Origin of the sequence: Thioalkalivibrio sp. XN279 (assembly GCF_011089885.1) — a bacterium.
Classification (GTDB): domain Bacteria; phylum Pseudomonadota; class Gammaproteobacteria; order Steroidobacterales; family XN24; genus XN24.
Genome location: NZ_JAANBD010000023.1, coordinates 158,513 through 182,363, shown reverse-complemented (window position 1 = coordinate 182,363; position 23,851 = coordinate 158,513). Strand labels below are relative to the sequence as shown.

Annotated in this window: 32 protein-coding genes; 16 read left to right on the top strand and 16 right to left on the bottom strand. The window is 70.5% G+C overall.

Features of this window, described 5'->3' with window-relative positions; genetic code table 11:
• Positions 1-16 precede the first annotated feature (16 nt).
• From G8346_RS03800 to G8346_RS03790, 3 genes are read right to left on the bottom strand one after another with little or no spacing between them, the layout of a single operon-like run.
• Positions 17-580: a chemotaxis protein CheW gene (locus tag G8346_RS03800; RefSeq protein WP_166048391.1), complete on the bottom strand. Its 564-nt coding sequence runs from the start codon at positions 578-580 to the stop codon at positions 17-19.
• The gene (locus G8346_RS03795) at positions 573-944 is read right to left on the bottom strand and encodes a response regulator transcription factor (protein ID WP_166048390.1); all 372 of its coding nucleotides are present in this window, start codon (positions 942-944) and stop codon (positions 573-575) included. Before G8346_RS03795 ends, G8346_RS03800 begins: the two co-directional genes overlap by 8 nt.
• A 26-nt stretch (positions 945-970) precedes the next feature.
• Complete coding sequence (locus G8346_RS03790) at positions 971-1,402, bottom strand: PleD family two-component system response regulator (protein WP_166048388.1); 432 nt, start codon at positions 1,400-1,402, stop codon at positions 971-973.
• Positions 1,403-1,476: 74 nt separating this feature from the next.
• Here G8346_RS03790 and gshB point away from each other — a divergent pair, with 74 nt between their 5' ends.
• The 10 genes from gshB to G8346_RS03740 all read left to right on the top strand — a co-directional run bounded on the left by gshB (position 1,477) and on the right by G8346_RS03740 (position 8,919).
• Positions 1,477-2,442 carry a glutathione synthase gene (gene gshB, locus G8346_RS03785; protein ID WP_166048386.1) on the top strand — a complete coding sequence of 322 codons (966 nt, stop codon included), beginning with the start codon at positions 1,477-1,479 and terminating at the stop codon, positions 2,440-2,442.
• The gene (locus G8346_RS03780) at positions 2,439-3,479 is read left to right on the top strand and encodes an FAD:protein FMN transferase (protein ID WP_240901272.1); all 1,041 of its coding nucleotides are present in this window, start codon (positions 2,439-2,441) and stop codon (positions 3,477-3,479) included. Before gshB ends, G8346_RS03780 begins: the two co-directional genes overlap by 4 nt.
• Positions 3,476-3,844 carry a NusG domain II-containing protein gene (locus G8346_RS03775; RefSeq protein ID WP_166048385.1) on the top strand — a complete coding sequence of 123 codons (369 nt, stop codon included), beginning with the start codon at positions 3,476-3,478 and terminating at the stop codon, positions 3,842-3,844. Before G8346_RS03780 ends, G8346_RS03775 begins: the two co-directional genes overlap by 4 nt.
• Positions 3,828-4,373, top strand: coding sequence for a Gx transporter family protein (locus tag G8346_RS03770; RefSeq protein WP_166048383.1), 546 nt, complete (start codon positions 3,828-3,830; stop codon positions 4,371-4,373). Before G8346_RS03775 ends, G8346_RS03770 begins: the two co-directional genes overlap by 17 nt.
• On the top strand, positions 4,370-5,194 hold the full coding sequence (locus tag G8346_RS03765; RefSeq protein WP_166048381.1) for a TonB family protein: 825 nt from the start codon (positions 4,370-4,372) through the stop codon (positions 5,192-5,194). The genes G8346_RS03770 and G8346_RS03765 overlap by 4 nt, the downstream gene beginning before the upstream one ends.
• Positions 5,195-5,241: 47 nt before the next feature.
• Positions 5,242-5,808, top strand: a complete 567-nt coding sequence (locus tag G8346_RS03760) for a YqgE/AlgH family protein (protein WP_166048379.1) — start codon at positions 5,242-5,244, stop codon at positions 5,806-5,808.
• 2 nt (positions 5,809-5,810) lie between these two features.
• A complete protein-coding gene (gene ruvX, locus G8346_RS03755) occupies positions 5,811-6,254 on the top strand; it encodes a Holliday junction resolvase RuvX (RefSeq protein ID WP_166048377.1) in 444 nt (147 codons plus the stop codon).
• A gap of 7 nt (positions 6,255-6,261) precedes the next feature.
• Positions 6,262-7,215, top strand: coding sequence for an aspartate carbamoyltransferase catalytic subunit (locus tag G8346_RS03750; protein WP_166048375.1), 954 nt, complete (start codon positions 6,262-6,264; stop codon positions 7,213-7,215).
• A complete protein-coding gene (locus G8346_RS03745; RefSeq protein WP_166048373.1) occupies positions 7,208-8,107 on the top strand; it encodes a dihydroorotate dehydrogenase electron transfer subunit in 900 nt (299 codons plus the stop codon). Before G8346_RS03750 ends, G8346_RS03745 begins: the two co-directional genes overlap by 8 nt.
• 92 nt (positions 8,108-8,199) lie before the next feature.
• Positions 8,200-8,919, top strand: coding sequence for a hypothetical protein (locus tag G8346_RS03740; RefSeq protein ID WP_166048371.1), 720 nt, complete (start codon positions 8,200-8,202; stop codon positions 8,917-8,919).
• Here G8346_RS03740 and G8346_RS03735 read toward each other — a convergent pair.
• From G8346_RS03735 to G8346_RS03720, 4 genes are all read right to left on the bottom strand, one after another.
• Complete coding sequence (locus G8346_RS03735) at positions 8,853-9,560, bottom strand: Fur family transcriptional regulator (RefSeq protein WP_166048369.1); 708 nt, start codon at positions 9,558-9,560, stop codon at positions 8,853-8,855. The genes G8346_RS03740 and G8346_RS03735 overlap by 67 nt on opposite strands.
• A 67-nt stretch (positions 9,561-9,627) precedes the next feature.
• Positions 9,628-10,737, bottom strand: a complete 1,110-nt coding sequence (locus G8346_RS03730; RefSeq protein ID WP_166048367.1) for a PilT/PilU family type 4a pilus ATPase — start codon at positions 10,735-10,737, stop codon at positions 9,628-9,630.
• Positions 10,721-11,890: a PilT/PilU family type 4a pilus ATPase gene (locus G8346_RS03725; RefSeq protein ID WP_166048365.1), complete on the bottom strand. Its 1,170-nt coding sequence runs from the start codon at positions 11,888-11,890 to the stop codon at positions 10,721-10,723. The genes G8346_RS03730 and G8346_RS03725 overlap by 17 nt, the downstream gene beginning before the upstream one ends.
• Positions 11,890-12,930 (bottom strand): type IV pilus twitching motility protein PilT, encoded by a 1,041-nt coding sequence (locus G8346_RS03720; RefSeq protein WP_166048363.1) that lies wholly within the window; start codon positions 12,928-12,930, stop codon positions 11,890-11,892. Before G8346_RS03720 ends, G8346_RS03725 begins: the two co-directional genes overlap by 1 nt.
• A gap of 90 nt (positions 12,931-13,020) precedes the next feature.
• On the opposite strand from G8346_RS03720, the gene G8346_RS03715 reads away from it, so the two are divergent.
• The 4 genes from G8346_RS03715 (at position 13,021) to G8346_RS03700 (ending at position 15,638) form a co-directional block, all read left to right on the top strand.
• A complete protein-coding gene (locus G8346_RS03715; protein ID WP_166048361.1) occupies positions 13,021-13,731 on the top strand; it encodes a YggS family pyridoxal phosphate-dependent enzyme in 711 nt (236 codons plus the stop codon).
• A gap of 6 nt (positions 13,732-13,737) precedes the next feature.
• The gene (gene proC / locus G8346_RS03710; RefSeq protein ID WP_240901271.1) at positions 13,738-14,577 is read left to right on the top strand and encodes a pyrroline-5-carboxylate reductase; all 840 of its coding nucleotides are present in this window, start codon (positions 13,738-13,740) and stop codon (positions 14,575-14,577) included.
• A 19-nt stretch (positions 14,578-14,596) separates the two neighbouring features.
• The gene (locus G8346_RS03705; protein WP_166048359.1) at positions 14,597-15,145 is read left to right on the top strand and encodes a YggT family protein; all 549 of its coding nucleotides are present in this window, start codon (positions 14,597-14,599) and stop codon (positions 15,143-15,145) included.
• Positions 15,146-15,308: 163 nt separating this feature from the next.
• Positions 15,309-15,638, top strand: coding sequence for an HU family DNA-binding protein (locus G8346_RS03700; RefSeq protein WP_166048357.1), 330 nt, complete (start codon positions 15,309-15,311; stop codon positions 15,636-15,638).
• 25 nt (positions 15,639-15,663) lie between these two features.
• On the opposite strand, the gene G8346_RS03695 is transcribed toward G8346_RS03700, so the two are convergent.
• Both G8346_RS03695 and G8346_RS03690 read right to left on the bottom strand, forming a co-directional pair.
• Positions 15,664-16,131: a TerB family tellurite resistance protein gene (locus tag G8346_RS03695; protein ID WP_166048355.1), complete on the bottom strand. Its 468-nt coding sequence runs from the start codon at positions 16,129-16,131 to the stop codon at positions 15,664-15,666.
• Positions 16,128-16,814 carry an alpha/beta hydrolase gene (locus G8346_RS03690; RefSeq protein ID WP_166048353.1) on the bottom strand — a complete coding sequence of 229 codons (687 nt, stop codon included), beginning with the start codon at positions 16,812-16,814 and terminating at the stop codon, positions 16,128-16,130. Before G8346_RS03690 ends, G8346_RS03695 begins: the two co-directional genes overlap by 4 nt.
• 36 nt (positions 16,815-16,850) lie before the next feature.
• Here G8346_RS03690 and rocD point away from each other — a divergent pair, with 36 nt between their 5' ends.
• Positions 16,851-18,059, top strand: a complete 1,209-nt coding sequence (gene rocD / locus G8346_RS03685; protein WP_166048350.1) for an ornithine--oxo-acid transaminase — start codon at positions 16,851-16,853, stop codon at positions 18,057-18,059.
• The gene (locus G8346_RS03680) at positions 18,056-18,688 is read left to right on the top strand and encodes a YbhB/YbcL family Raf kinase inhibitor-like protein (RefSeq protein WP_166048348.1); all 633 of its coding nucleotides are present in this window, start codon (positions 18,056-18,058) and stop codon (positions 18,686-18,688) included. The genes rocD and G8346_RS03680 overlap by 4 nt, the downstream gene beginning before the upstream one ends.
• A 1-nt stretch (position 18,689) precedes the next feature.
• Here G8346_RS03680 and G8346_RS03675 read toward each other — a convergent pair whose 3' ends face one another.
• The 7 genes from G8346_RS03675 to ppnN all read right to left on the bottom strand — a co-directional run bounded on the left by G8346_RS03675 (position 18,690) and on the right by ppnN (position 23,814).
• Positions 18,690-19,151, bottom strand: coding sequence for a TonB family protein (locus G8346_RS03675; RefSeq protein ID WP_166048346.1), 462 nt, complete (start codon positions 19,149-19,151; stop codon positions 18,690-18,692).
• Positions 19,148-20,455 carry an amidohydrolase family protein gene (locus G8346_RS03670; RefSeq protein ID WP_166048344.1) on the bottom strand — a complete coding sequence of 436 codons (1,308 nt, stop codon included), beginning with the start codon at positions 20,453-20,455 and terminating at the stop codon, positions 19,148-19,150. Before G8346_RS03670 ends, G8346_RS03675 begins: the two co-directional genes overlap by 4 nt.
• An 11-nt stretch (positions 20,456-20,466) precedes the next feature.
• The gene (locus G8346_RS03665; RefSeq protein ID WP_166048342.1) at positions 20,467-20,913 is read right to left on the bottom strand and encodes an FKBP-type peptidyl-prolyl cis-trans isomerase; all 447 of its coding nucleotides are present in this window, start codon (positions 20,911-20,913) and stop codon (positions 20,467-20,469) included.
• A 110-nt stretch (positions 20,914-21,023) separates the two neighbouring features.
• On the bottom strand, positions 21,024-21,845 hold the full coding sequence (locus G8346_RS03660; RefSeq protein ID WP_166048340.1) for a DUF6544 family protein: 822 nt from the start codon (positions 21,843-21,845) through the stop codon (positions 21,024-21,026).
• A gap of 42 nt (positions 21,846-21,887) precedes the next feature.
• Positions 21,888-22,064, bottom strand: a complete 177-nt coding sequence (locus G8346_RS03655; RefSeq protein WP_166048338.1) for a hypothetical protein — start codon at positions 22,062-22,064, stop codon at positions 21,888-21,890.
• 32 nt (positions 22,065-22,096) lie between these two features.
• A complete protein-coding gene (locus G8346_RS03650; RefSeq protein WP_166048336.1) occupies positions 22,097-22,294 on the bottom strand; it encodes a hypothetical protein in 198 nt (65 codons plus the stop codon).
• Between the two features lie 140 nt (positions 22,295-22,434).
• Positions 22,435-23,814, bottom strand: a complete 1,380-nt coding sequence (gene ppnN, locus G8346_RS03645; protein WP_166048334.1) for a nucleotide 5'-monophosphate nucleosidase PpnN — start codon at positions 23,812-23,814, stop codon at positions 22,435-22,437.
• Positions 23,815-23,851 lie beyond the last annotated feature (37 nt).

Sequence of the window (23,851 nt, the reverse complement as noted above, 5' to 3'; positions counted from 1 at the left end):
TCATTGCCGCGGCGCCTCAGTCGTCACGCGCCGCGTGCAGGAAATTGGGACTCTCGGCCAGCGCCTGCAGGTCGAACACCGGCCAGGCGTCGTCGCCGTGCGGGAAGGCGCCCGAGAGGTAGCGCCGGCAGCGCAGCTCGCCCTCGGGCGGCGTCTCCAGGCGCTCGCTGTCCGGGAAGCGGCGGAAGCCGTACACCTCGTCGACCAGCAGCCCGGCGCCCAGCTCGCGATGGTTGATGACCACCACGCGGGTGTCGCGCCCGAGCCGCGTCGCGCCGCCGCCGAGGAAGGCCTTCATGTCGATCACGGTCAGCAGCTGGCCGCGCAGGCTGGCCAGGCCCGCCACCCAGGGCCGCGCCCCGGGCACGCGCGCCAGTTTCGCCGGGCAGGCCACGATTTCGCGCACTTCCTCGCGCGGGGCGAGGAAGTGCTCGTCGCCGAGGCGGAAACCGATGCCCACCCACTCGCGCGCCGCCAGGCCCTCGTCGGCAGCCTCGGCACTGGCGAGCGCACGCTGCTCCATGGCGCGCAGCAGCGCCCATGGATCGTCGCGCAGCTCGGTGAAGGACGCTTCAGTCATTGCTGCCCAGGGCCGCCCTTACCTTCTCCACCAGTTGCGTCTCCGAGACGGGCTTGACGAGGTAGTCCTTGGCGCCCTGGCGCATGCCCCAGATCTTGTCGGTCTCCAGCCCCTTGGTGGTCACCATCACCACCGGGATGTCGGCGGTGTCCGGCGCGCGGGCCAGCTCGCGCGTCGCCTGGAAGCCGTTCATGCCCGGCATCACCACGTCCATCAGCACCAGGTCGGGCTTCAGCGCGCGCGCCTTCTCGATGCCCTCGCGGCCGTCGGAGGCGGCCTCGATCTCGAAGCCGTGCTTCTTCAGGTAACCGCCGAGCACGTGCACTTCGGTCGGGGAATCGTCCACGATGAGTACCAGGGCCATGCTTGTTCCTCCGCCGGTCGCGGTCCTCAGGACTTGACGTGCGTGCCGATGGCGGACAGCAGCTCGTCGCGCGTGAAAGGCTTCGTCAGGTACTGTTCGGAACCCACGATGCGGCCGCGCGCGCGGTCGAACAGGCCGTCCTTGCTCGACAGCATGATCACCGGCGTCGTCTTGAAGACCTTGTTGTGCTTGATCAGGGCGCAGGTCTGGTAGCCGTCCAGCCGCGGCATCATGATGTCCACGAAGATGATATCGGGGTGATGGTCGGCCACCTTCGACAGGGCATCGAACCCGTCCACCGCGGTATAGACCTCGCAGCCCTCCTTGGTGAGCAGCGTCTCCGCGGTCCGGCGGATGGTCTTGCTGTCGTCCACCACCAGCACTTTCAGCCCCTCGAGGCTGCGCGACTCGTCTGCGTCCACCGTGATCCTCCGCTTGAAGTGCTCGATTTTTAACATATCGCGCCCCTACCCGCCATGCGCCCATGGCCTCACCCCTTGATATAGTTGCCGGCTATGACAGGAGCACCCCGATGAGCAAAGCGCAGATCCGCCTCGGCGTGGTCATGGACCCGATCGAGCACATCAAGCCCGCCAAGGACACCACGCTGGCGATGCTGCTGGAGGCGCAGCGGCGCGGCTATGCGCTGGAGTACATGACCCAGCGCGACCTGTGGGTGCTGGAGGGCCGCCTCGGCGCACGCATGCGCGCGCTGGAGCTGCGCGACGACCCCGAGTGCTGGTACGCGCTGGGCGAGGCACGCGAGGGCGACCCGGCGGCACTGGACGTGATCCTGATGCGCAAGGACCCGCCCTTCGACATGGAGTACATCTACACCACCTTCCTGCTGGAACGCGCCGAGGAGCACGGCGCGCTGGTGGTGAACAAGCCGGCCGCGCTGCGCGACGTGAGCGAGAAGGCCTTCACCATGTGGTTCCCGGAGTTCACGCCGCCGACCATGGTGACCCGCTCCATGGCCGACATGCGCCGCTTCGTCGAGCGCTACGGCGCCGCGGTGGTGAAGCCGCTGGACGGCATGGGCGGGCGCTCCATCTTCGTGCTCAAGCCCGGCGACGCCAACACCGGCGTCATCCTCGAGACGCTCACCGCCCACGACAGCCGTTTCGCCATGATCCAGCAGTACATCCCGGAGATCGTGGCGGGCGGCGACCGGCGCATCCTGCTGGTGGACGGCGAGCCCTTCGACCACGCCCTGGCGCGCATCCCGGCGGCGGGCGAGAACCGCGGCAACCTGGCGGCCGGGGCGAAGGGCGAGGGCCGCGACCTGACGCCGCACGAGCGCGAGATCTGCGCCGCGGTCGGGCCGGTGCTGCGCGACAAGGGCATCCTCTTCGCCGGGCTGGACGTCATCGGCGACAAGCTCACCGAGGTCAACGTCACCAGCCCCACCGGCGTGCGCGAGCTCGACCGGCTCTACGACGCCAATATCTGCAGCGGCCTGTTCGACGCCATCGAGCGCCGGCTGGGGGCGCGTTGAGACGGGCCTGGCCGCACGCGTGGCGGCTGCCGGCGGCGCTCAGCCTTGCCGTGCTGGGCCTGGCCGCGCTTGGCCTGGCGGGCTGCGGGCGCGACGCGCAGGAGAACGCCACGCAGCACCGCTTCATGGCCATGGGCACCCTGGTCGACGTCACCGTGTACGGCGTGCCGGCGGACGAGGCCGGGACCGCCGCGCGCGAGGTCGAGCGGCTGTTCCATGACCTGCACCGCGCCTGGCAGCCGCAGGGAGACGGCGCGCTCGGCCGCCTCAACACCATGCTGGCTGCTGACCCGGCGACGGACCCGGCGGCGGTGGACGCGGACCTCGGCATGCTGATCGCCGCGGCCAACGGCCTGGCGCAGGACACCGGCGGGCTGTTCGACCCGGGGCTGGGTGCGCTGGTGCAGCTGTGGGGCTTCGCTTCCGCCGAGAGCCTGCCGGCCGCGCCGCCGCCGCCCGAGGCCGTGGCGGCCTGGCTGGAAGAGCGACCGCTGCAGGTCGACCTCGGCGGTTTCGCCAAGGGCGTGGCGGTGGATCGCGCCATCGCCCTGCTGCGCGCGCGCGGCATCGAGCACGCCATCGTCAACGCCGGCGGCGACCTGCGCGCCATCGGCCGCAAGGGCGACCGGCCCTGGCGCATCGGCATCCGCGCCCCGCGCGACCCGGCCGGCGTGCTGGCGGCGCTGGAGACGGCTGGCGACGAGGCCGTGTTCACTTCCGGCGACTACGAGCGCTGGTTCGAGCATGACGGCCGGCGCTACCACCACATCCTCGACCCGCGCACCGGCTACCCGACGGCGGGACTGGTGTCCGTCACCGTGCTGCATGCCGACGCCGGCCGCGCCGACGCCGCCGCCACGGCCCTGATGGTGGCGGGTCCGGAGGCCTGGCCCGCGGTCGCCGCGGCGCTCGGCATCGAGGCGGTGATGGTGGTGCGCGCGGACGGCGGCATCGAGCTCACGCCCGCGATGCAGCCGCGCATCTGGTTCACCGACGCGGCCTACGGCGGCCAGGCCCGGGTGCGGCCGCTGCCGTGAAACCCCTGCGCCCGGCAGATCTCGTGGTGATTGTTGCCGCCGGCCTGCTGGTCGGCGCCTCGTGGGCGGCGCTGTGGTCCGGCGGCGGCGCGGCGGAGTACGCCGAGATCAGCGCGCCGGACGCGGCGCCGCAACGGCTGGCGCTGGCCGCGGACACCGTGGTCGAGATCACGGGCCGCCTCGGCGCCAGCATCATCGAGGTGCGCGGCGGCCGCGTGCGCTTCAACGACTCGCCCTGTGTCGGACGCCAGTGCGTGCATGCCGGCTGGCTGTCGCGCAGCGGCCAGGTGGCGGCCTGCCTGCCGAACGGCGTGGTGGTCGAGGTCGCCGGCGGCCGGCGCGAGTTCGATGCCGTCAGTTTCTGAGCGCGCCCCGCCCGCCGGGCCGCAGCGCGACCGGCTGATCGCCGGCTTCGCCGCGCTGGCCATTGCCATCCACATCCTCGAGGCGGCGCTGCCCAGCCCGCTGCCCGGGGTGAAGCCCGGCCTGGCCAACGTCATCACCGTGGTGGTGCTGTTGCGCTGGGGCTGGGGTGTCGCCGCCTGGGTGGCCGGCCTCCGGGTGCTCGCCGGCAGCCTGCTGGTCGGCACCTTTCTCAGTCCCACCTTCATCCTCAGCGCCAGCGGCGCCGCGGCCGCGCTGGTGGCGCTGTGGCTGGCGCAGCGCCTCGGCGGGCGCTGGCTCGGCGCCGCCGGCTACAGCGTCTGCGCCGCGCTGGCGCACATGGGCACGCAGGTGCTGGTCGCCTGGCAGCTTTTCATCCCGCACCCCGCGATCCTGAAGCTGGCGCCGTTCCTGCTGACCGCGGCGCTGGTGTTCGGTATCGTGAGCGGCGTGATCGCAGCAGTGGTGGTGGACAAGCTGGAAGCCGGGCCGGAGGCGGCGCGCGCATGAATGCCGCCGGCAGCAGCTGGGTGGCGGGCGAGCGTCTCAGCTGGGCGATCTTCATCGCCGCGGCCGCGCACGGGCTGTTCATCCTCGGCGTCAGCTTCTCCGGGCCGCAGCAGGCCGGCCCGAGCGAGGTGCCGACGCTGGAGGTGACCCTGCTGGAGTCGCCGACCCCGGACGAGCGCGAGCCGAGCGACGCGCGCTACCTGGCCCAGGCCAACCAGGAGGGCAGCGGCAACGTCGCCGCGGACCTGCGCCCGGAATTCCACGAGCAACCGCCCGCGCCCGAGGCCGTGGAGGCCGAGCCACCGCCGCCCGAACGCCCCGCCGAGGCGCTGGTGAGCTCGTGGCAGGGACCGCTGGCCGCTGCCATCGCGCCGCCGCAGCGCGAGGCCGAGCCGCAACCCGTCGAGCCGCGCCCGGACGGCGGACTGACCCGGGTCAGCGACACCAACCCGCGCGAGTTCTTCATTTCCATCGATGCGCGCGAGAGCGTGTTCGCCGAGTATCTCGCCGGCTGGAAAGCGCGCATGGAGCGGCTCGGCACGCTGAACTTCCCTGCCGTGGCGCGCCGCGCGCACGACCGCAACCCGGTGCTCGAGGTGGCGGTGTCCGACGACGGCACGCTGGCCGAGGTGCGCGTCACGCGCTCCTCCGGCAGCGGCACCCTGGACCAGGCCGCCATCGACCTGGTGCGCCTGGCCAGTCCCTTCGACCCCTTCCCGCCGGCGGTGCGCGCGCAATACGACACCCTGCGCTTCGCCTACGAGTGGCGCTTCATCGACGGGCGGGCCGCGGCGGGGGTGCTGCGCGCGCCCGAGCCCTGACCCGGGCGCGCCGAGCCCCGCCCGCCGCGCGGGGATATACTAGGCGCATGAGCGAGGACCAGTACCTGACGGGGCAATTCCTGATCGCCATGCCGGCCATGGACGATCCCAATTTCGATCGCACCGTCACCTACGTCTGCGAGCACAACGACGAGGGCGCGCTCGGCATCATCATCAACCGCCCCATCGACATGTCGCTGGCCGAGATCCTGGCGCAGATGGACCTGCAGATCCCCGACCCGGCGCTGGCGGAGCAACTGGTGCTGCAGGGCGGGCCGGTGCAACCCGAGCGCGGCTTCGTCATCCACGACGACGGCGGCGCCGGCTTCTCCGCGACCCTGGACGTGCAGGACGGCATCAAGGTCACCACCTCGCGCGACATCCTCGAGGCGCTCGCCAGCGGCAACGGCCCGCAGCGCGCCGTCATCGCGCTCGGTTACGCCGGCTGGGGCGCCGGCCAGCTGGAAGCCGAGATGGCGGCGAACTCCTGGCTCACCGTGCCGGCCACGCCCGACATCATCTTTTCCGTGCCCTTCGAGCGCCGCTGGGAGGCTGCCGCACGCCTCATCGGCATCGACATCAACGCGCTCTCCTCCGAGGCGGGTCACGCCTGAGCATGGCCGCTGCGACCGACACGCTGCTGGCCTTCGACTACGGCCGGCGTCGCATCGGCGTGGCCGTGGGCAACACCGTGACCGGCCGGGCGCGCGCCCTGGAGACCGTGGCGGCGACCGACGCCGGGCCCGACTGGACGCGCATCGGCGCCCTGCTCAAGGAGTGGCGGCCGGGCCGGCTGGTGGTCGGCGTCCCGTATAATGACGCCGCTCCCGGCGCGCCGGGCGACGACATCGCGAGCGAGGCGCAGCGCTTCGCGCGCCGGCTGCACGGCCGCTTCGGCCTGCCGGTGGAGCTGGTGGACGAGCGCCTCAGTTCCGCGGCGGCATACGAGGGCCTGGTGGCCGAGCGGCGCGCGGGACGCCGCGGCCGCATCGCCAGGCAAGACATCGACAGCGCGGCTGCGGCCGTGATCCTGCAAGACTGGCTGGACAAGAACACCTGAGGCACCCATGGCATCGCAGTTCGACGCGCAAGGACGGCTCCGGCACCTGGTCACCCTGAAAGACGTGCCGCGCGCGCAGCTGGTGGCGCTGCTCGACCGCGCCGAGTCCTATCTCACCCCGCCGGGCGCCAAGCCAGCGAGCAACGACACGCTGGCCGGGCGCACCATCGCCAACCTGTTCTTCGAGCCCAGTACGCGCACCCGCGCCTCCTTCGAGCTCGCCGCGCGCCGCCTCGGCGCGGAGGTGCTGAGCCTCGACGTCAGCACCTCCTCGCGCGCCAAGGGCGAGAGCCTGCTCGACACCATCTACACGCTGCAGGCGATGCAGATCGACATCTTCGTCATCCGCGACGCGCAATCGGGCGTGCCGGCGTACATCTGCGACCACGTCGCGCCGCACGTCGCGGTGCTCAACGCCGGCGAGTCGCATCTCAACCACCCCACCCAGGGGTTGCTCGACGTGCTCACCATGCGCCGCCATCTCGGCGACCTGGCCGACAAGGTGGTGACCATCGCCGGCGACATCCAGCACTCGCGCGTGGCGCGCTCCGCCCATCACGCCCTCATGACACTGGGCGTGGGCGAGCTCAGGCTGGTGGCGCCGCCGACGCTGGCGCCGGACGCCAGCGAGTTCCCGGGCGCGACCCTGCTGGACTCGATCGAGGACGGCGTGCGCGGCGCCGACGTCGTCATGTGCCTGCGCATCCAGCGCGAGCGCATGGAGCAGGGCCACGGCCCCGACGCCGCCGAGTTCCATCGCCAGTTCGGCCTCACGCCGGAGCGCCTGGCGCTGGCGCAACCCCATGCCATCGTCATGCACCCGGGCCCGATGAATCGCGAGGTCGAGATCGCCGGCAGCGTCGCCGACGCGCCGCAGTCGGTGATCACCGAGCAGGTCACCAACGGCGTCGCCGTGCGCATGGCCGTGATGCAGACCGTGATGGAGACGCTCCATGGCTGAAGCCGCGCCCGACCGCCCGCACCGCGGCACCATTTTCGTCGAGGACGCCGAAGTGCTCGACATCGAGGCCTGGCCGGGCGAGCAGTTCATCATGCGCCTGGTGGCGCCGCAGTGCGCCGCCCATGCCCGTGCCGGCAGCTTCGCGCACGTCACCTGCGATCCCGCCCTGCCCATGCGCCGGCCGCTGTCGCTGATGCGCGCCGATCCCGGCTCCGGCGTGATCGAGTTCCTGTTCAAGATCGTCGGCGACGGCCTGCGGCTGCTGTCGCAGCGCCGCCCGGGCGAAAAGGTCAGCGTCATGGGCCCGATCGGCAAGCCCTTCGCGCCCACGCCGGGCCGCCCCCGGCCGCTGCTCATCGGCGGCGGCGTGGGCATCCCGCCGATGGTGTTCCTCGCCGAGACGCTGGGCCCGGCAGCGCGCGCCGGCCTGGTGCTGATGGGATCGGAAGTGCCCTTCCCCTTCGCGCCCGCGGCGTCGCGCATCGCGGTGGACGGCCTGCCGCAGGGCGTGACGGCCGCCATGCCGCTGATGGAGAACCTCGGGGTGCCGAGCCGCCTCGCCTCGCTGGCGGGATTCGACGGCTGCTACGCCGGTTACGTCACTGAGCTCGGCCGCGAGTGGCTGCGCGCGCTGGACGCCGCCGCCTTGCGCGAGGTCGAGATCTTCGCCTGCGGCCCGACGCCCATGCTCAAGGCCGCCGCCGCGCTGGCGCGCGACTTCGACCTGCCCTGCCAGGTGTCGCTGGAAGAGTATATGGCCTGCGCGGTGGGGGGCTGCGCCGGCTGCGTGGTGCGCGTCAACACGCCGTCCGGGCCGGCGATGCAGCGGGTGTGCGTGGACGGGCCGGTGTTCGAGGCCGCGGCGGTGGACTGGGCGGCGATGCAGCACTGAATCCGGTCCAGGCGGCGCTCAGCTTTCGTTCAGGTTCGCGCCTGCAGACTCTGTCCCCGAAGCAATGACGATCCGTTGCACGGGAGACAGAGATGGCTGCATACCTGAAAACCGGCGCCCTGCTGGTCGCGCTGCTGGCGCTGGCAGGCTGCTCCGACGAGACGGAGATCGTCGTCGTCGACTGCCTCGGGCCCGACCTCGGGCTGGACGGCGCCTGGTACGGCGCCATGGAAGACGACAGCGGGACGCTGTTCACCCTTGAATGGGAGATCTGCGGCGACCGCATCGTGCGCGAATACGTGAACGGCTTCGCCTCGAGCGTGTCCGGCCGGTTGTGGCAGGCCGGCGCCGGCGCCTGGCGCGGCACGCTGAGCGACGGCACGGACTTCCGCGTGCTCACCGACGCGGCGCGGCGCCACCTCGTGATGGTGAACGACGTGTTCGAATTCAGCGTGCTCGAGCGCGGCGCCGTCGGCCTGCCGGGCTACCTGTTCAGCGACCTGGACGGCCACTGGAGCGGCCGCAACGCGTGGCTCGACTGGGCGCCGGACGTAATCGATTCGGCCTGGATGCTGTGCGGCGCCGGGCGCTGTGACGTCGCCGAGGCCGGCGGCGTGTCCGCCACGTTGTGGTTCGACGTGCTGGACGATGACTTCGGCATGTACCGCGGCGAATTCTCCGACTCGCTCGGCCAGGCGGGCATCGCGGGCGCGTTGATGAGCCCCGACCTGTTGTTCCTCGGGACCTACGCCTGCCCGGCGGACTTCCGCGGGCCCGACGACTGCACCTTCGGGGCGCTGCGCTTCGACTGAGCCGCGGCGCCGCGCACGCGGAACACCAGCTGGATCCCTTCCAGCCGCACGCCCGCGGGCAGCTCGGGCAGGCCGCTCACCCACGCCTCCTCCGGGCTGAGGTCGGACAGCTCGCCGGTGTCGACGTTGTAGACGTGGGGATGCGGCGTGGTGACGGTGTCGTAAAAGACCACGCCGCCGCCGAGGTCGAGCACCTGCAGCAGGTCCCAGTCGGCGAATTCCTTCAGCGTGCGGCTGACCGTGCTGAGCGCATAGCGGTAACCGGCGCGCGCCAGCTCCCCGCTCACCTCCTCCGTGGTGACGTGGCGCGGCCCGCCGAGCAGCAGCGCGGCGATGGCGCGGCGCGCCGGCGTCGGCCGCAGGCCGTGGGTGCGCAGCCGTGCGTCCCAGTCGGTCTCGGGCGCCGGCGCGGGCGCCGACGTGGGCTCCACTTCGGACTCGAGGTCGCGCGCCAGCAGGAACAGCCGCCAGGCGCTGGACTTGGGACAGGGATAGCGGCCGGTGTCGAGGCCGAGGCGCTGGCACAGGCGGCAGGCGACGTCGCCGTCCCATTCGCGGCACAGGCCGGAAGGATGGGCCAGGCGCAGCTGGGCGTCGCGGCCGCTGCGCTGCACTTCGAGTTGCCAGTGGGTCGGGTTCATGACGGACTCCGGGCCAGGGGACGCCCGCAGTCTATATGAGAATGATTCTTGTTTGCAAGAAGACCGGTCAGCCGAAGTTGATCTTGGCCTCCAGGTCGACCGCGGAATCGGCGTAGGCCAGCGCCCGCTCGAGGTCGATGACGCCTTCCTTGTAGAGCTTGTAGAGCGCCAGGTCGAAGGTCTGCATGTCGCCCTGCGAGGTCTCGCGCAGTGCCTGCTTGATGCCGCCGATGTCGCCCTTGAGCATCAGGTCGGAGATGTGCGGCGTGTTCAGCAGCACCTCGACCGCCGCCACGCGCTTGCCGCCCTTTCCCACCACCAGCCGCTGCGCAATGATCGCGCTGAGGTAGTGCGACAGGTCCATCAGCACCTGGCGGTGCTGCGCCTGCGGGAACAGGTTGATGATGCGGTCGAGCGTCTCCGAGGCGTTGTTGGCGTGCAGCGTCGCGATGCACAGGTGGCCGGTGCCGGCCAGCGTGATGGCCGCCTCCATGGTCTCCTGGTCGCGAATCTCGCCGATCAGCACCACGTCCGGCGCCGCGCGCATGGCGCTTTTCAGCGCACGCGCGTAGGACAGCGTGTCCAGCCCGAGCTCGCGCTGGTTGACCATGGAGCGCTTGTTCGGGTGCAGGAACTCGATCGGGTCCTCGATGGTGATGATGTGGTCGCTGGAGGACTCGTTACGATGGTTGATCATCGCCGCCAGGGTGGTCGACTTGCCGGAGCCGGTGGCGCCGACCATCAGGATCAGGCCGCGCTTCTTCAGCGCCAGGTCCGCCAGCACCTTGGGCAGGCCGAGGTCCTCGAGCCGCGGCATGTCCAGCGTGATGTAGCGCAGCACCATGGCGTAGTTGCCGCGCTGCTTGAAGACGTTGGCGCGGAAGCGCCCGAGACCCTGCTCGGAGATGGCAAAGTCGAGTTCCAGCTCGCGCTCGACGTGGCGCTTCTGCTCCTCGGTCATCACCGACATCACGATCTCGTTCACCAGCTCGACGGTGAGGATTTCCCTGCCCACCGGCATGATCTGGCCCTCGATCTTGATCTTGATCGGGGCCTGCGGCGTGAAAAAGAGGTCCGAAGCCCCCTTGTCCGCCATCAGCTTCAGGTAGGGCTTGAGATTGAACAGCGACGGCCGCGGCGGCGCCGTGACGGCGGTGTCCTCAGGCGTCTTTGCCATACTGCTGGGCCTTCGCGTCGTCTGCCAGGCGCAGGCTCTCCGAACCTTCGTCGCGCGCCTTGAAATCGCGCTTGCTCTCGAGCTTGATGCGCAGGCGCAGCTCGTTGCGGGAGTCGGCGTTGCGCAGCGCGTCCTCGTAGGAAATCTTGCCGTCCTCGAACAGGTCGAACAGGGCCTGGTCGAAGGTCTTCATGCCGAGGCGGTTGGAGCGCGCCATCACTTCCTTGATGCCGGTCACCTCGCCCTTGAAGATCAGGTCCGAGATCAGCGGCGAGGCCAGCATGATCTCCATCGCCGCGATGCGGCCGCTGCCGCTGGCGCGCGGCAGCAGGCGCTGGGCGATGATGCCCTTGATGTTCAGCGACATGTCCATCAGCAGCTGGTCGCGCTTCTCTTCCGGGAAGAAGTTGATGATGCGGTCCAGCGCCTGGTTGGCGCTGTTGGCGTGCAACGTGGCGAGGCAGAGGTGGCCGGTCTCGGCGAACTGGATGCCGTACTCCATGGTCTCGCGGTCGCGGATCTCGCCGATGAGGATGACGTTCGGCGCCTGGCGCAGGGTGTTCTTCAGCGCCACGTGCCAGGAATCGGTGTCCATGCCCACTTCGCGCTGCGTGACGATGCAGTTCTTGTGGGTGTGCACGTACTCCACCGGGTCCTCGATGGTGATGATGTGGCCCTTGGAGTTCTCGTTGCGGTAGCCGACCATCGACGCCAGCGTGGTGGACTTGCCGCTGCCGGTGCCGCCGACCACCAGCACCAGGCCGCGGTTGGTCATCGCCACGTCCTTGAGGATGGGCGGCAGCTCCAGCTCCTCGATGGTCGGAATCGTGGTGTTGATGGTGCGCAGGACGGCGCCGGCATGGTTCTGCTGGATGAAGGCGCTGACGCGGAAGCGGCCGATGCGCGGGGGTGCAATGGCGAAGTTGCACTCCTTGGTGGCGTCGAACTCGCGCGTCTGCTTGTCGTTCATGATCGAGCGCACCAGCGCCGCGCTCTGCTGCGGCGTCAGCGGCTGGTCGGTGACCGGCTTGACGCGGCCGTCGACCTTGATGGCGGGCGGGAAGCCGGCGGTGAGAAACAGGTCGGAGCCGTTGACCTGGATCATCTTGCGCAGCAGTTCATGGATGAACCGTATAGCCTGGTCGCGTTCCATCAGAATGCTTCCTTGTTCTGGGCCTTGTAACGGGCCTCTTCACGGCTGACCATGCCCTTGCGCAGCAGCTCCGTCAGGCACTGGTCCAGCGTCTGCATGCCCGTGGACTGGCCGGTCTGGATGGCGGAGTACATCTGCGCGATCTTGCCCTCGCGGATGAGGTTACGGATCGCGGCGGTGCCGATCATGATCTCGTGCGCCGCGACGCGCCCGCCGCCCACCTTCTTCAGCAGGGTCTGGCTGATGACGGCGCGCAGCGACTCGGAGAGCATGGAGCGCACCATTTCCTTCTCGCCGGCCGGGAACACGTCGACGACGCGGTCGATGGTCTTGGCGGCGGAGCTGGTGTGCAGCGTGCCGAACACGAGGTGGCCGGTCTCGGCCGCGGTCAGCGCCAGGCGGATGGTCTCGAGGTCGCGCATCTCGCCGACCAGGATCACGTCCGGGTCCTCGCGCAGCGCCGAGCGCAGCGCCTCGGCGAACCCGAGGGTGTCGCGATGCACTTCGCGCTGGTTGATCAGCGCCTTCTTGCTCTCGTGCACGAACTCGATCGGGTCCTCGATGGTGAGGATGTGATCGGGCCGGTTGTTGTTCACGTGATCGATCATCGCCGCCAGCGTGGTGGACTTGCCGGAGCCGGTGGGGCCGGTCACCAGCACGATGCCGCGCGGGTACATGGCGATGTCCTTGAAGATCTTCGGCGCGTTGAGGTCGTCGAGCGACAGGATCTTCGAGGGAATGGTGCGGAAGGCGGCGCCGGCGCCGCGATGCTGGTTGAAGGCGTTGACGCGGAAGCGCGCCAGCTCGGGAATCTCGAACGAGAAGTCAGTCTCGAAGAACTCTTCGTAGTCCTTGCGCTGCTTGTCGTTCATGATGTCGTAGACCATGCTGTGCACTTCCTTGTGCGTCAGCGGCGGCATGTTGATCCGCTTGACGTCGCCGTCGATGCGGATCAGCGGGGGCACGCCCGCCGACAGGTGCAGGTCCGAGGCGCCATTCTTGACGGAGAAACGGAGCAGTTGCTCGATGTCTACAGCCATCGCTAATCCCTTGTTTTGCCGCCTGATCGGACCGCCGCGCAGGTGGTCCCGAAGGTCTTTCGCAGTATACATAACCTGTGGGTCCGGAACATGACCGGGTTCTCAGATCAGTCGGTTGCCGCACGGCTGCACAGCGTGCGCGAAAGGGTGGCGGCGGCGGCCCGTGCTGCCGGCCGCGACGCGGCGGAAATCCGCCTCGTGGGCGTGAGCAAGCGCCAGCCCGTGGCGGCGATCCGGGCCGCGCTCGACGCCGGCCTCGCCGACCTCGGCGAGAACTTCGTGCAGGAAGCCGTCGCCAAGATGGACGAGCTCGGTCACGCGCCCGGGGCGGGGCCGGCGGCGTGGCATTTCATCGGCGCCCTGCAGTCGAACAAGACCGCGGCCGTCGCGGCGCGCTTCGACTGGGTGCAGAGCGTGGACCGGCTCAAGCTGGCCGAGCGCCTGTCGCGCCAGCGGCCTGCCGCACTGGCGCCGCTCAACGTCTGCATCCAGGTGCACGTCGGCGCCGAGGCCAGCAAGTCCGGCGCACCGCTGGCCGCGGCCGGCGACCTCGCCCGGCGCGTGGCGGCGCTGCCGCAGCTCAGGCTGCGCGGGCTCATGGCAGTGCCGCCGCCGGAGACCGACCCGGCGCGCCAGCGCGCCTGGTGCCGCCAGCTGGCGGCGCTTTATTTCGCGCTGCAGCAGGAGGGCATGGCGCTGGACACCCTGTCGATGGGCATGTCGGACGACCTCGAGGCGGCGGTGGCGGAGGGCGCGACGATGGTGCGCATCGGCACGGCCATCTTCGGCCCCCGCGCCTGATCCGCTATGCTTTGCGCCATGGAGTCCACGCGCATCGTTTTCATCGGCGGCGGCAACATGGCGCGCAGCCTGGTCGGCGGGCTGGTTGCCGACGGCGTGCCGCCGGGACGGCTGGGCGCCGCCGAGCCGGACGCGGCGCGGCGCGCGGCATTGCAACGCGACTTTGGCATCGAGGTTTTTGCCGACAACGCGGCGGCGGCCGCGCAGGCCGAAGTGGTCGTGCTGGCGGTGAAGCCGCAGGTGATGCCGCAGGCGGCACGCGCGGTGGCGCCGTCGCTCGCCGCGCGCAGCGCGCTGGTGATCTCGATCGCTGCCGGCATCCGCACCGCGGAACTGTTGCGCTGGCTGGGCGCCGGCACCGCGGTGGTGCGCGCGATGCCAAACACGCCGGCGCTGCTGGGCTGCGGCGCCACCGTGCTGTACGCAGGGGACGGCGTGGCGCCGGCGCAGCGCGAGCTGGCGGAATCCATCCTGCGCGCGGTCGGCTCGGTCAGCTGGGTGGAACGCGAAACGCAGATGGACGCGGTCACGGCGCTGTCCGGCAGCGGCCCGGCGTACTTCTTCCTGCTCATCGAGGCCATGGCGGACGCCGCCGCCGAGCTCGGGCTGCCGCAGGACCTGGCGGGCCTGCTGGCGGTCGAGACCGCGCTGGGCGCGGCACGCATGGCGCTGGAGAGCGACGAACCCGTGGCCGCGCTGCGACGGCGCGTCACTTCGCCCGGCGGCACCACCGAGGCGGCGCTGGACGCACTCGAGGCGGGAGACTTCAGGACGCTGGTGGCCACCGCGCTGCAGCGGGCCGAGGCGCGCTCGCGCGAGCTGGCCGACCGTTTCGCCCAGGAATGAACCGGAGTACGACATCGTCATGAGCGCGGCACTGTTTTTCGTCGTCAAGACGCTGCTGAACCTTTACCTGATGGCCTACATCCTCAGGTTCCTGCTGCAGTGGTCGCGCGCGGACTTCCACAACCCGCTGTCGCAGTTCATCCTGCGCATCACCGACCCGGTGGTGCGGCCGCTGCGCCGCGTGGTGCCGGGCTGGCGCGGGCTCGACATGTCCTCGCTGGTGGCGCTGCTCCTGCTGCAGCTGGTGGTGACGGCGGGACTGCTGTTCCTCGCCACCGGCGCGGTGGTCGGCGCCGGGATGCTGCTCTACTACACGGTGCTGAGAATCATCGTCGGCGTGATCCAGCTGTATTTCGTGGTCATCCTCGCCCACGTCGTCATCAGCTGGGTCAGCCCGGGCCACTGGAACCCGCTCATCAGCGTGCTGCACAGCCTGGCCGACCCGGTGTTGCGGCCGCTGCGCCGCCTCGTGCCGCCCATCGGCGGGCTCGACCTGTCGCCGCTGTTCGTGCTCATCGGCCTGCAGGCGCTGCTCATCATGATCCGCCTGCCGGGCTACCTGGCCTGAGACCTAGTAAATATCCTTATAAAATCTCGCTCGTCGGCCGCGCCGAACGCTTTTGTTTAAGCTATAGTTACGCCGTTAAACGGTTTACTAGGGTTTTTACTCAGGGTTTACTCAGGTTCAAGCGCGAGCTTGCCTCACTCCAAAGAACTGAAGGGAGACATTCATGGCCGCAAAGAAAAAGGCAGTCCCGGTCGCCAAGAAGCCGCCGACCAAGGCTGAGATCATCACCCAGATCGCTGACAAGACCGGTCAGACGAAGAAGGACGTCGGCGCAGTGTTCGACGAACTCAACGTCATCATCAAGAAGTCGCTGAAGTCCGCCGGCGAGTTCACCATGCCCGGGCTGATGAAGGTCCGAGTGGTGAAGAAGCCCGCCACCAAGGCGCGCCTCGGCAAGAACCCGTTCACGGGTGAAGAGATCACCATCAAGGCGAAGCCGGCGCGCAAGGCCGTGAAGGTCAGCCCGCTGAAGGGCCTGAAGGACATGATCTGAGCCTGTAGGCTCCTTCCGGACCCGTCTAATCGAGGGCGTCCGTGCTGCGAAGCACGGACGCCCTTATCGTTGCGTACTCCGCCCGCCGCAGGTGGAGCAGGTCGGCCAGCTTCGACAGCAGGTGCTGCTCGTGCTTGTCGAACACGCCGTCGCTCGCCGCCACCTCCGCCACCAGCCGCACCACTTCCCGCCGCTCTTCAGGCGACAGGGTGTCGTTCAGCACGCGCGTGAACTCGTACAGCGACACCGTGTGTTCGAGACTGCTGTCGGCGCGCGCCAGCAGCGCCTCGGCCGCCCCCTGTTCCAACGCGAAATGCCGCGCCAGCACCGCGCCCGCGGCGCGCCGCTCTTGTTCCGTCTCGTCGCGGTCGGCGCGCGCCATTTCTAGCAACAGCGCCGCGGTGGCGAGGCGCAGGTCGTGTCCGCCACCCGCCTCCCCGTCAGCCGGCGCGCCGAGCGACTCGCGCAACAGCTCCTTCAGTTTCGCAATCATGCTTCGCTCCCGTCTGCAAAGCGCCCGAGGAAATCCTGCACCGACTGCTGCAGCTCGCCGAGGCGCCCATGGAAAAAGTGGCTGGTCTCGGGCAACAGCACCAGCTCCGGCGGCGGCGTTTGCGCCAGCGCCCAGTCACGCACCGCGTGCCAGTCGACCAGTTCGTCCGCCTCGCCCTGCACCACCAGCCACGGCGCCCCGGGCTGCCAGGCGCCGCCGAGCGGAAAACGCTGCACCGGCGGCGCCACCGTCACCAGCGCCGCGGGCCGCGCCTGCGGCGCCGCCCGCAGCGCCACGTAGCTGCCGAAAGAGAACCCGGCCAGCCACAGCGGCAGGCCCGGCCAGCGCCGGCGCGCCCACTCGATCACCGCCAGCGCGTCCTCGGTCTCGCCGCGCCCCTCGTCCCAGGCGCCGGCGCTGGCGCCGACGCCGCGGAAGTTGAAGCGCACCGACGGCGCGCCGAGGCGGTTGGCGGCCCGTGCCACCGTGTGCACCACCTTGTTGCGCATGGTGCCCTGGTACAGCGGATGGGGATGACAGACCACCGCCAGCGCCGGGGGTTCCGCGCCGTCCGGCGTCGCGGGGTCTTCGACGATGGCTTCCAGGGGACCGGCCGGGCCCGGTATTTCCAGCGCTTCGGGCCGCGGCGGCCGCCACGGCTGATCACGGTACAATGCGTTCATGACGCATAGGATGCCGCAAGGCGAGGAAGCCGCGCCATGCACCCGCTGATCGAACTCGAAGGCCGACACTGCGCGCAGAACTACCATCCGCTGCCGGTGGTGCTGGTGCGCGGCGACGGTCCGTACGTGTGGGACGACCAGGGCCGGCGCTACCTCGACATGATGAGCGCCTACTCGGCGGTGAGCCACGGCCACGCCCACCCGCGCATCGTCAACGCGCTCGTCGAGCAGGCGCGCACGCTCAACATCGTCTCGCGCGCCTTCCACAGCGACCGTCTCGGCGAGTTCCTGGCGCGCGCCTGCCGCCTCACCGGCCAGGACATGGCGCTGCCGATGAACACCGGCGCGGAGGCCGTCGAGACGGCCATGAAGGCGGCGCGCAAGTGGGCCTGGCAGGTCAAGGGCGTGCCCGACGGCGAGCAGGAAATCATTGCCTGCGCGGGCAACTTCCACGGCCGCACCATCGCCATCTGCGGCCTGTCGACCGAGCAGCAGTACCGCGCGGGCTTCGGCCCCTTCCCGCCCGGCCTCAAGACCGTGCCCTACGGCGACGCTGCGGCGCTGGAAGCGGCCATCACGCCGCGCACCGCCGCCTTCCTGGTCGAGCCCATCCAGGGCGAGGGCGGTATCGTCATTCCCCCGGCGGGTTATCTCGCCGCCTGCGCCGAGATCTGCCGCCGCCATGACGTCATGCTCATTGCCGACGAGGTGCAGACCGGGCTGGGCCGCACCGGCAAGCTGCTGGCGTGCGAGCACGAGGGCGTGAAGCCCGACGGCCTGGTGCTCGGCAAGGCGCTGGGCGGCGGCGTGCTGCCGGTGTCCATGTTCCTCGCCCGGCGCGAGCTGATGGCGGTGTTCCGCCCGGGCGACCACGGCAGCACCTTCGGCGGCAACCCGCTGGCTGCTGCGGTCGGCCTCGAAGCACTGCAGGTGCTGGAGGACGAGGACCTGGCCGGGCAGAGCGCGTCCAAGGGCGCGTGGCTGCTGGAGGAACTGCACCGCATCGACAGCCCGCTGGTGCGCGAGGTGCGCGGCCGCGGGCTGTTCATCGGCATCGAGATCGACCCGGCGCAGGCCAGCGCGCGCGAAGTCGTGCTGGCGCTGATGGCGCGCGGGCTGTTGAGCAAGGAAACCCACGCCACGGTGGTGCGGCTGGCGCCGCCCCTGGCGATTCCGATGGAGTTGCTGGAATGGGCGGTGGCACAGCTGCGCGCCGTGCTGACAGAAGGAGGACTGCGGCCATGAAACTGATCGTCGAAGGCATCGACCACGGCAAGCCCATCCCGGAGAAATTCGCCTTCGGGGTGCAGGACGAGGCCAGCCACGTGCGGCTCGGGGAGAACCTGAGCCCGGGCGTCCGCTGGGACGGACTGCCCGAGGGCACCAGGACCCTGGTGCTGATCTGCGTCGACGACGACGTGCCGACGAAGCCCGACGACGTCAACCAGGAAGGGCGCACCGTGCCGGCCTCACTGCCGCGCGGCAAGTTCTATCACTGGGTGATGGTCGACCTGCCGCCGACGCCAGGCGGCTTTCCGGAGGGCGCCTGCAGCCGCGGCGTGACGGCGCGCGGCAAGACCTCGCCGCAGGGGCCCGAGGGCGCGCGCCAGGGGCGCAACGACTACACCGCGTGGTTCGACGGCGACGCGGAAATGGGCGGCGTGTACCTCGGCTACGACGGGCCGTGCCCGCCCTGGAACGACGAGATCCCGCATCACTATCACTTCATCCTCTACGCCACGGACCTGGAGCGCTGCCCGGTGGAAGGCGCGTTCACGGCCGAAGAAGTGGAGACCGCGCTCATCGGCCACGTGCTGGCCAGCGCGAAAGTGACCGGGATCTACTCGCTCAATCCGGACGTGCCGGCGGGCTGAGTCAGGGCTGCGGCGGCACCGCGTCGGGACTGACCCGGAACGGCACCACCTCGACGTAGCTGCCGCCGCCGGCGCGCGGCGGGTAACGGCGCTGGCGCACCTGTTCGAGCGCCTGCGCCTCGTACACGCCGGCGGGCAGCGCATTCACCACCTCGGCGCGCGTGATCCGCCCCTCGGCGTCGGTCTCGACCTCGACCTGCACGAAGCCCGAGACCTGCCGTGCGGGAATCTCCAGCGGCTCGATGGGCGTCGGCGGCCGCTCGGGCGGCCGCGGCACCTCGGGCCGCAGCAGTGCGCCGAGGTCCACCCGGTCGGTCTGCGACAGCAGCTCGACCGGGTGCGCCTCCAGCTCGTCCGCGGGCTGCTCGAACAGCCCGAAGCCCCACATCACGCCGACCATCAGCGCGACCACCACCACGGTCGCCGCGGCCGCGAAGCCGAGGAACTGCAGCGGCCGGCTCATGAGCCGCCCGGGCTCCAGGCGTCGTCGCGATACACCACGCCTTCCTTCATCACGAAACGCACCCGGCTCATGGCACTGATGTCTTCCAGCGGATCGCCGTCCACGGCGATGATGTCGGCCAGCTTGCCGGCCTCGATCGTGCCCAGGTCATGGTTGACGCCGAGGAAGGCCGCCGCGACCGAGGTCGCGGAGCGGATCGCGTCCATGGGCGGCATGCCGGCCTCGACCATGAACTGAAACTCGCGCGCGTTGCTGCCGTGCGGGCCGACGCCGCAGTCAGTGCCGAAAACGATGTTCACGCCCTCGCGGTAGGCTTTGGCGAAAGTGTCCTGGATCTGCGGCCCGATGGCGGCCGCCTTGGGCCGCACGATGTCGGGCAGGTACCCCGGCTCCTCGGCCTTCTCGGCCACGAACTTGCCGGCATGGATGGTCGGCACGTACCAGGTGCCGTGCTTCTTCATCAGCCGGATCACCTCGTCGTCCATGTAGGTGCCGTGCTCGATCGAGTACACGCCGGCCTCGATGGCGCGCTTCATGCCCTCGGCGCCGTGCGCGTGCGCCGCGACGTGGAAGCCGTAGTCGCGCGCAGTGTCGACGATGGCCTTGAGCTCGTCCTCCTTGAACTGGGGATTGAGGCCGTTCTTGGCCAGGCTCATGACGCCGCCGGTGGCGGTGACCTTGACCAGGTCGGCGCCGTCCTTGTAGCGCTGGCGCACGGCCTTGCGCGCGTCGGCCACGCCGTTGATCACCCCGTCCTGCGGGCCCGGATCGCCGGCGATGTGCTCGGCCCAGCCGTTGGTCGGGTCGGCGTGCCCGCCGGTGGTGGCGATGGACTTGCCCGAGGTGAAGATGCGCGGGCCGACCACCTTGCCGGCGGCAATGGCGTCGCGCAGGGCGATGGAGACGTTGTAGCTGTCGCCGAGGTCGCGGATGGTGGTGAAGCCGGCCTCCAGCGTGCGGCGCGCGTACACCGTCGACTGCAGCGTCACCTCGGGGGCATCCTGGGTGAAGCGGTTGAGGTAAGACGTGCGGCTGTTCTCGCTGGACACATGGGTGTGCATGTCCATCAGCCCCGGCAGCACGGTGGCGCCCGACAGGTCGATGAGCCGGTCGCCGGGCCCCGGCGCGCGATGGCCGGCCTCCAGCGCCACGATGCGCTCGCCCTCCACCACGATGGTGGCCGGCCCGGTCGGGGTGTCGGCGCGGCCGTCGATGAGCCGCCCCGCGTGGATCAGCGTGGCCGCGTCAGCCGCGCCGGACGACAGGAGGATGACGGCCGCGGCGAGCGCCGCGACACTGCGCATGCCCGCCGCCATCACTCGATACCCAGCAGCTCGACGTCGAACACCAGCGTCGCGTTCGGCGGGATCACGCTGCCGGCGCCGCGGCTGCCGTAGCCGAGCTCGGGCGGGATGATGAGCGTGCGCTTCTGGCCCACCTGCATCCCGGCCACGCCATCGTCCCAGCCGCGGATCACGCGCCCGGCACCGAGCGGGAAGCGGAAGGGCTGGCCGCGGTCCACCGAGCTGTCGAACTTGGTGCCCTTGCGGTCGGCGGCGGCGGGGTCGAACAGCCAGCCGGTGTAGTGCACCACCGCGGTGCTGCCGGCGGCGATTTCCGGGCCCTGGCCCGGGGCCACCTCGATGATCACGAGCTCGGCGGGCGGCTCCGCGGGCGGCTCGGCCGGGCCCTCGCCGCCCGGGGCACAGCCCGTCAGGGCGGGGGCAAGGAAGGTGGCGGTCAGCATGGCGAATCGGCGCATGGGTGCTCCTGCAACAGCTTTGGAATCAGGGAAGCAGGCACCTTAGTGCAGGCGCGGCGCGGCGCGCAAGCCGGCTGGAGCCAGTCCTGGAGCCAATCCTGGAGCCAGTCCTAGAGCCAGTCGATGTCCTCGACGAACACGCGCATGAAGTCGTAGCGGTCGTCGGTACCGATGCCCCAGGCCGCCACCAGCTCGCTGGGCACGGTGAAATCGCCGAAGCGCGCCTCGGCCTCGACCACGATGCCGTAGGGCGCCAGGGCGCTGCGCCCGTCCGGCGCCAGGCGTCGCCGCAGCACGCTGGCCTCCAGCAGGCGGCCGTCGTCGCTCACCAGCACCGTCATCGGCGTGGTGCTCCCGGGCACGGTGACCACCGCCCGGTCGGTGTCGCCGCGGCTCCAGCGCGCGCCGCGCTGCGGCGTCAGCGCCGCGGGGAGCCAGGCCAGCTCCACCATCATCCGCCCCGTCGCCGAGCGCGCCAGCTCGGGCCCGCGCCGCCGTAACGCCGGCCACCAGTCGGCCAGCGCATAGTCGATGCCCGCCTCGTCCGCCAGCAGCCAGTCCGCCCCCTCCACCACCAGCCGCCCGAGCACGGCCACGCGCGCTTCCCACAGGAAGCCGCGCTCGGCGCTGATGCGCTCGCGCGCCTCGAAGGGGACCCAGTCGTCCGGACCCACCCGCAGCGTGCCGCGCATGCGCACGTCGGCGGAGCGCGCCAGCGGCGCGCCGGGCGGGACGGCATGGCGGAGGTACTTTTCGGCCGGGAACGGCAGCGTGCCCAGGGTCTCGGCGACGAAGCACTCGTCGCCGACGTTGGTCTGCAGCAGCACGTCGTGGATGCGCTGGTTGCGCTCGCCGCGCAGGCGCCGCCCCCGCGCCAGCCAGCCGAGGAAGGCCAGCAGCGGCAGCAGCAGGAGCAGGCTCAGCGCCGGCACGGGGCGTGTCCCGGGTCGGGTCGCCGCTCGCGCAGCGAGCGGCTAGCCGGGCGCGTTCTCCGGCAGCTCGGGCTCATCATCGGCCTCCCGCACCGTGGGCTCGGCAGACTGCACGGCGCGCTGGGCCGCGGCGCGCGCGCGCGCGATCCACGACCAGGCATCCAGGGTGGGTCCGGAACAGGGGTAATCCCCGGCGTCTCCCGCCGCCTCTGCATTCATCGCTTTCGGCTCCGTGGGCAAGTGTGCGGGGCTCAGGACTCGGCATCCCAGGCCGCCTTGACCCGGGCTGCCCACGCCTTGTAGCCGCGCAGGGTATAGATGGAATCGTCCTCGAGCACGGGCGGTCGACGCCCGAGATGGCCGATACGGCCCACCGCGCCCGGCACCGTGGCGGCGGCGAGAGGCAGGCGGCTCTTTGGTAACGTGCGCTTGCGCGGGGATTCCGCCATGAAAGGCGTCCTGTGCTCGAGATCGAGCGCCATTCTCCCGAGTGACGTCCCGCCGGCACCGTGACCTGATTCACACCCGCGCAGCCGCAAATCCGGCCAGGGCGCGGGAATGTGAAGGGGGTCACGAAGGCAGCCGGGCCTCAGCCCACCAGCCGGTAGCAGGGCTGGTACTCCACGCCCGGCAGGCGCATGCGCTGTTGCTGCACGAAGGACTCGAGCATCCGGTCCATCAGGCGCATGAGCGCCGGGTCGCCGCGCAGCTCGAAGGGGCCGTGCGCCTCGATGCGGCGGATGCCCTCGTCCTTGACGTTGCCGGCGACGATGCCGGAGAAGGCGCGCCGCAGGTCGGCGGCGAGCCGGTGCGCCGGCTGGTCGCGGCGCAGGTCCAGCGCCGCCATCGCCTCGTGGGTGGCGGCAAAGGGCTGCTGGAACTCGTGTTCGACCTTGAGGCGCCAGTTGAAGTACCAGGCGTCGCCCTGGTCGCGGCGGAAGTCCCGCACCCGGCCCATGCCGGTCTTCATGATCCGCGCCACCCGCTCCGGGTCGTCCAGCACCACCTGGTAGCGCCGCGCCGCCTCCTCGCCGATGGTGCCGCGCAGGAAATCGTCCACCTGCTCGAAATAGGCGGCAGCCGAGGACGGTCCCGTCAGCACGAGGGGAAAGGGCATGTCGGCGTTGTGCGGATTGAGCAGCACGCCGAGCACGTAGAACAGCTCCTCCGTGGTGCCGACCCCGCCCGGGAAGACGACGATGCCGTGGCCGAAGCGCAGGAAGGCCTCGAGGCGCTTCTCGATGTCCGGCATGATGACCAGCTCGTTGACCATCGGGTTGGGCGGCTCGGCGGCAATGATGCCCGGCTCCGAGATGCCGACGTAACGCCCGTCGCTGATGCGCTGCTTGCCGTGCGCCACGGCGGCGCCCTTCATCGGCCCCTTCATGGCGCCGGGCCCGCAGCCGGTGCAGACGTTGAGCCCGCGCAGCCCGAGGTGGTAGCCCACGGCCTTGGAGTAGTCGTACTCCTCGCGGCTGATGGAGTGGCCGCCCCAGCACACCACGAGGTCCGGCTCCACCCGGGTGCGCAGCACGCGCGCGTTGCGCAAGAGCTGGAACACCACATCGGTGATCTGCGCCGAGTCGTCGGCGCCGATGCGACCTTCCATCTCGGTGCTGTAGTAGACGATGTCCCGCAGCACCGCGAACAGGTGCTCGCGGATGCCGCGCACCAGCTTGCCGTCCACGAACGCCTGCGCCGGGGCGTTGCGCATGCGCAGGCGCACGCCGCGCTCGACCTGCAGCAGCTCGATCTCGAAGTCCGCGAAGTGCTCGTAGACGGCGCGCGCGTCGTCCAGGTCGCTGCCGGTGTTCAGCACCGCCAGCGCGCAGCGCCGGAAGCGCTCGCGCAGCTCGCCCGCGCCGATATCGCGCAGCTTGGCGACTTCCAGCTGCGACAACAGGTCCATGCTGCCGAGAGGGTAGATGGTGACACTTTCGGGCAGTTTCGCCGGGAGGTGCTCGCTCATGCGGCCAATCTTACACGGCAGCTCCGCATCGCCGCAG

Coding starts and splice junctions, on each gene's coding strand:
- G8346_RS03770 (WP_166048383.1), top strand. CDS start 3,828: ATGCCGTCAGTTTCTGAGCGCGCCCCGCCCGCCGGGCCGCAGCGCGAC.
- G8346_RS03715 (WP_166048361.1), top strand. CDS start 13,021: ATGACCGGGTTCTCAGATCAGTCGGTTGCCGCACGGCTGCACAGCGTG.
- G8346_RS03680 (WP_166048348.1), top strand. CDS start 18,056: ATGAAACTGATCGTCGAAGGCATCGACCACGGCAAGCCCATCCCGGAG.
- G8346_RS03705 (WP_166048359.1), top strand. CDS start 14,597: ATGAGCGCGGCACTGTTTTTCGTCGTCAAGACGCTGCTGAACCTTTAC.
- G8346_RS03740 (WP_166048371.1), top strand. CDS start 8,200: ATGGCTGCATACCTGAAAACCGGCGCCCTGCTGGTCGCGCTGCTGGCG.
- proC (WP_240901271.1), top strand. CDS start 13,738: ATGCTTTGCGCCATGGAGTCCACGCGCATCGTTTTCATCGGCGGCGGC.
- G8346_RS03650 (WP_166048336.1), bottom strand. CDS start 22,294: ATGGCGGAATCCCCGCGCAAGCGCACGTTACCAAAGAGCCGCCTGCCT.
- G8346_RS03665 (WP_166048342.1), bottom strand. CDS start 20,913: ATGCGCCGATTCGCCATGCTGACCGCCACCTTCCTTGCCCCCGCCCTG.
- G8346_RS03690 (WP_166048353.1), bottom strand. CDS start 16,814: ATGAACGCATTGTACCGTGATCAGCCGTGGCGGCCGCCGCGGCCCGAA.
- G8346_RS03800 (WP_166048391.1), bottom strand. CDS start 580: ATGACTGAAGCGTCCTTCACCGAGCTGCGCGACGATCCATGGGCGCTG.
- G8346_RS03760 (WP_166048379.1), top strand. CDS start 5,242: ATGAGCGAGGACCAGTACCTGACGGGGCAATTCCTGATCGCCATGCCG.
- G8346_RS03720 (WP_166048363.1), bottom strand. CDS start 12,930: ATGGCTGTAGACATCGAGCAACTGCTCCGTTTCTCCGTCAAGAATGGC.
- G8346_RS03725 (WP_166048365.1), bottom strand. CDS start 11,890: ATGGAACGCGACCAGGCTATACGGTTCATCCATGAACTGCTGCGCAAG.
- G8346_RS03655 (WP_166048338.1), bottom strand. CDS start 22,064: ATGAATGCAGAGGCGGCGGGAGACGCCGGGGATTACCCCTGTTCCGGA.
- G8346_RS03765 (WP_166048381.1), top strand. CDS start 4,370: ATGAATGCCGCCGGCAGCAGCTGGGTGGCGGGCGAGCGTCTCAGCTGG.
- G8346_RS03670 (WP_166048344.1), bottom strand. CDS start 20,455: ATGCGCAGTGTCGCGGCGCTCGCCGCGGCCGTCATCCTCCTGTCGTCC.
- G8346_RS03675 (WP_166048346.1), bottom strand. CDS start 19,151: ATGAGCCGGCCGCTGCAGTTCCTCGGCTTCGCGGCCGCGGCGACCGTG.
- G8346_RS03735 (WP_166048369.1), bottom strand. CDS start 9,560: ATGAACCCGACCCACTGGCAACTCGAAGTGCAGCGCAGCGGCCGCGAC.
- G8346_RS03695 (WP_166048355.1), bottom strand. CDS start 16,131: ATGATTGCGAAACTGAAGGAGCTGTTGCGCGAGTCGCTCGGCGCGCCG.
- G8346_RS03745 (WP_166048373.1), top strand. CDS start 7,208: ATGGCTGAAGCCGCGCCCGACCGCCCGCACCGCGGCACCATTTTCGTC.
- G8346_RS03750 (WP_166048375.1), top strand. CDS start 6,262: ATGGCATCGCAGTTCGACGCGCAAGGACGGCTCCGGCACCTGGTCACC.
- G8346_RS03730 (WP_166048367.1), bottom strand. CDS start 10,737: ATGGCAAAGACGCCTGAGGACACCGCCGTCACGGCGCCGCCGCGGCCG.
- G8346_RS03700 (WP_166048357.1), top strand. CDS start 15,309: ATGGCCGCAAAGAAAAAGGCAGTCCCGGTCGCCAAGAAGCCGCCGACC.
- rocD (WP_166048350.1), top strand. CDS start 16,851: ATGCACCCGCTGATCGAACTCGAAGGCCGACACTGCGCGCAGAACTAC.
- ppnN (WP_166048334.1), bottom strand. CDS start 23,814: ATGAGCGAGCACCTCCCGGCGAAACTGCCCGAAAGTGTCACCATCTAC.
- G8346_RS03795 (WP_166048390.1), bottom strand. CDS start 944: ATGGCCCTGGTACTCATCGTGGACGATTCCCCGACCGAAGTGCACGTG.
- gshB (WP_166048386.1), top strand. CDS start 1,477: ATGAGCAAAGCGCAGATCCGCCTCGGCGTGGTCATGGACCCGATCGAG.
- ruvX (WP_166048377.1), top strand. CDS start 5,811: ATGGCCGCTGCGACCGACACGCTGCTGGCCTTCGACTACGGCCGGCGT.
- G8346_RS03790 (WP_166048388.1), bottom strand. CDS start 1,402: ATGTTAAAAATCGAGCACTTCAAGCGGAGGATCACGGTGGACGCAGAC.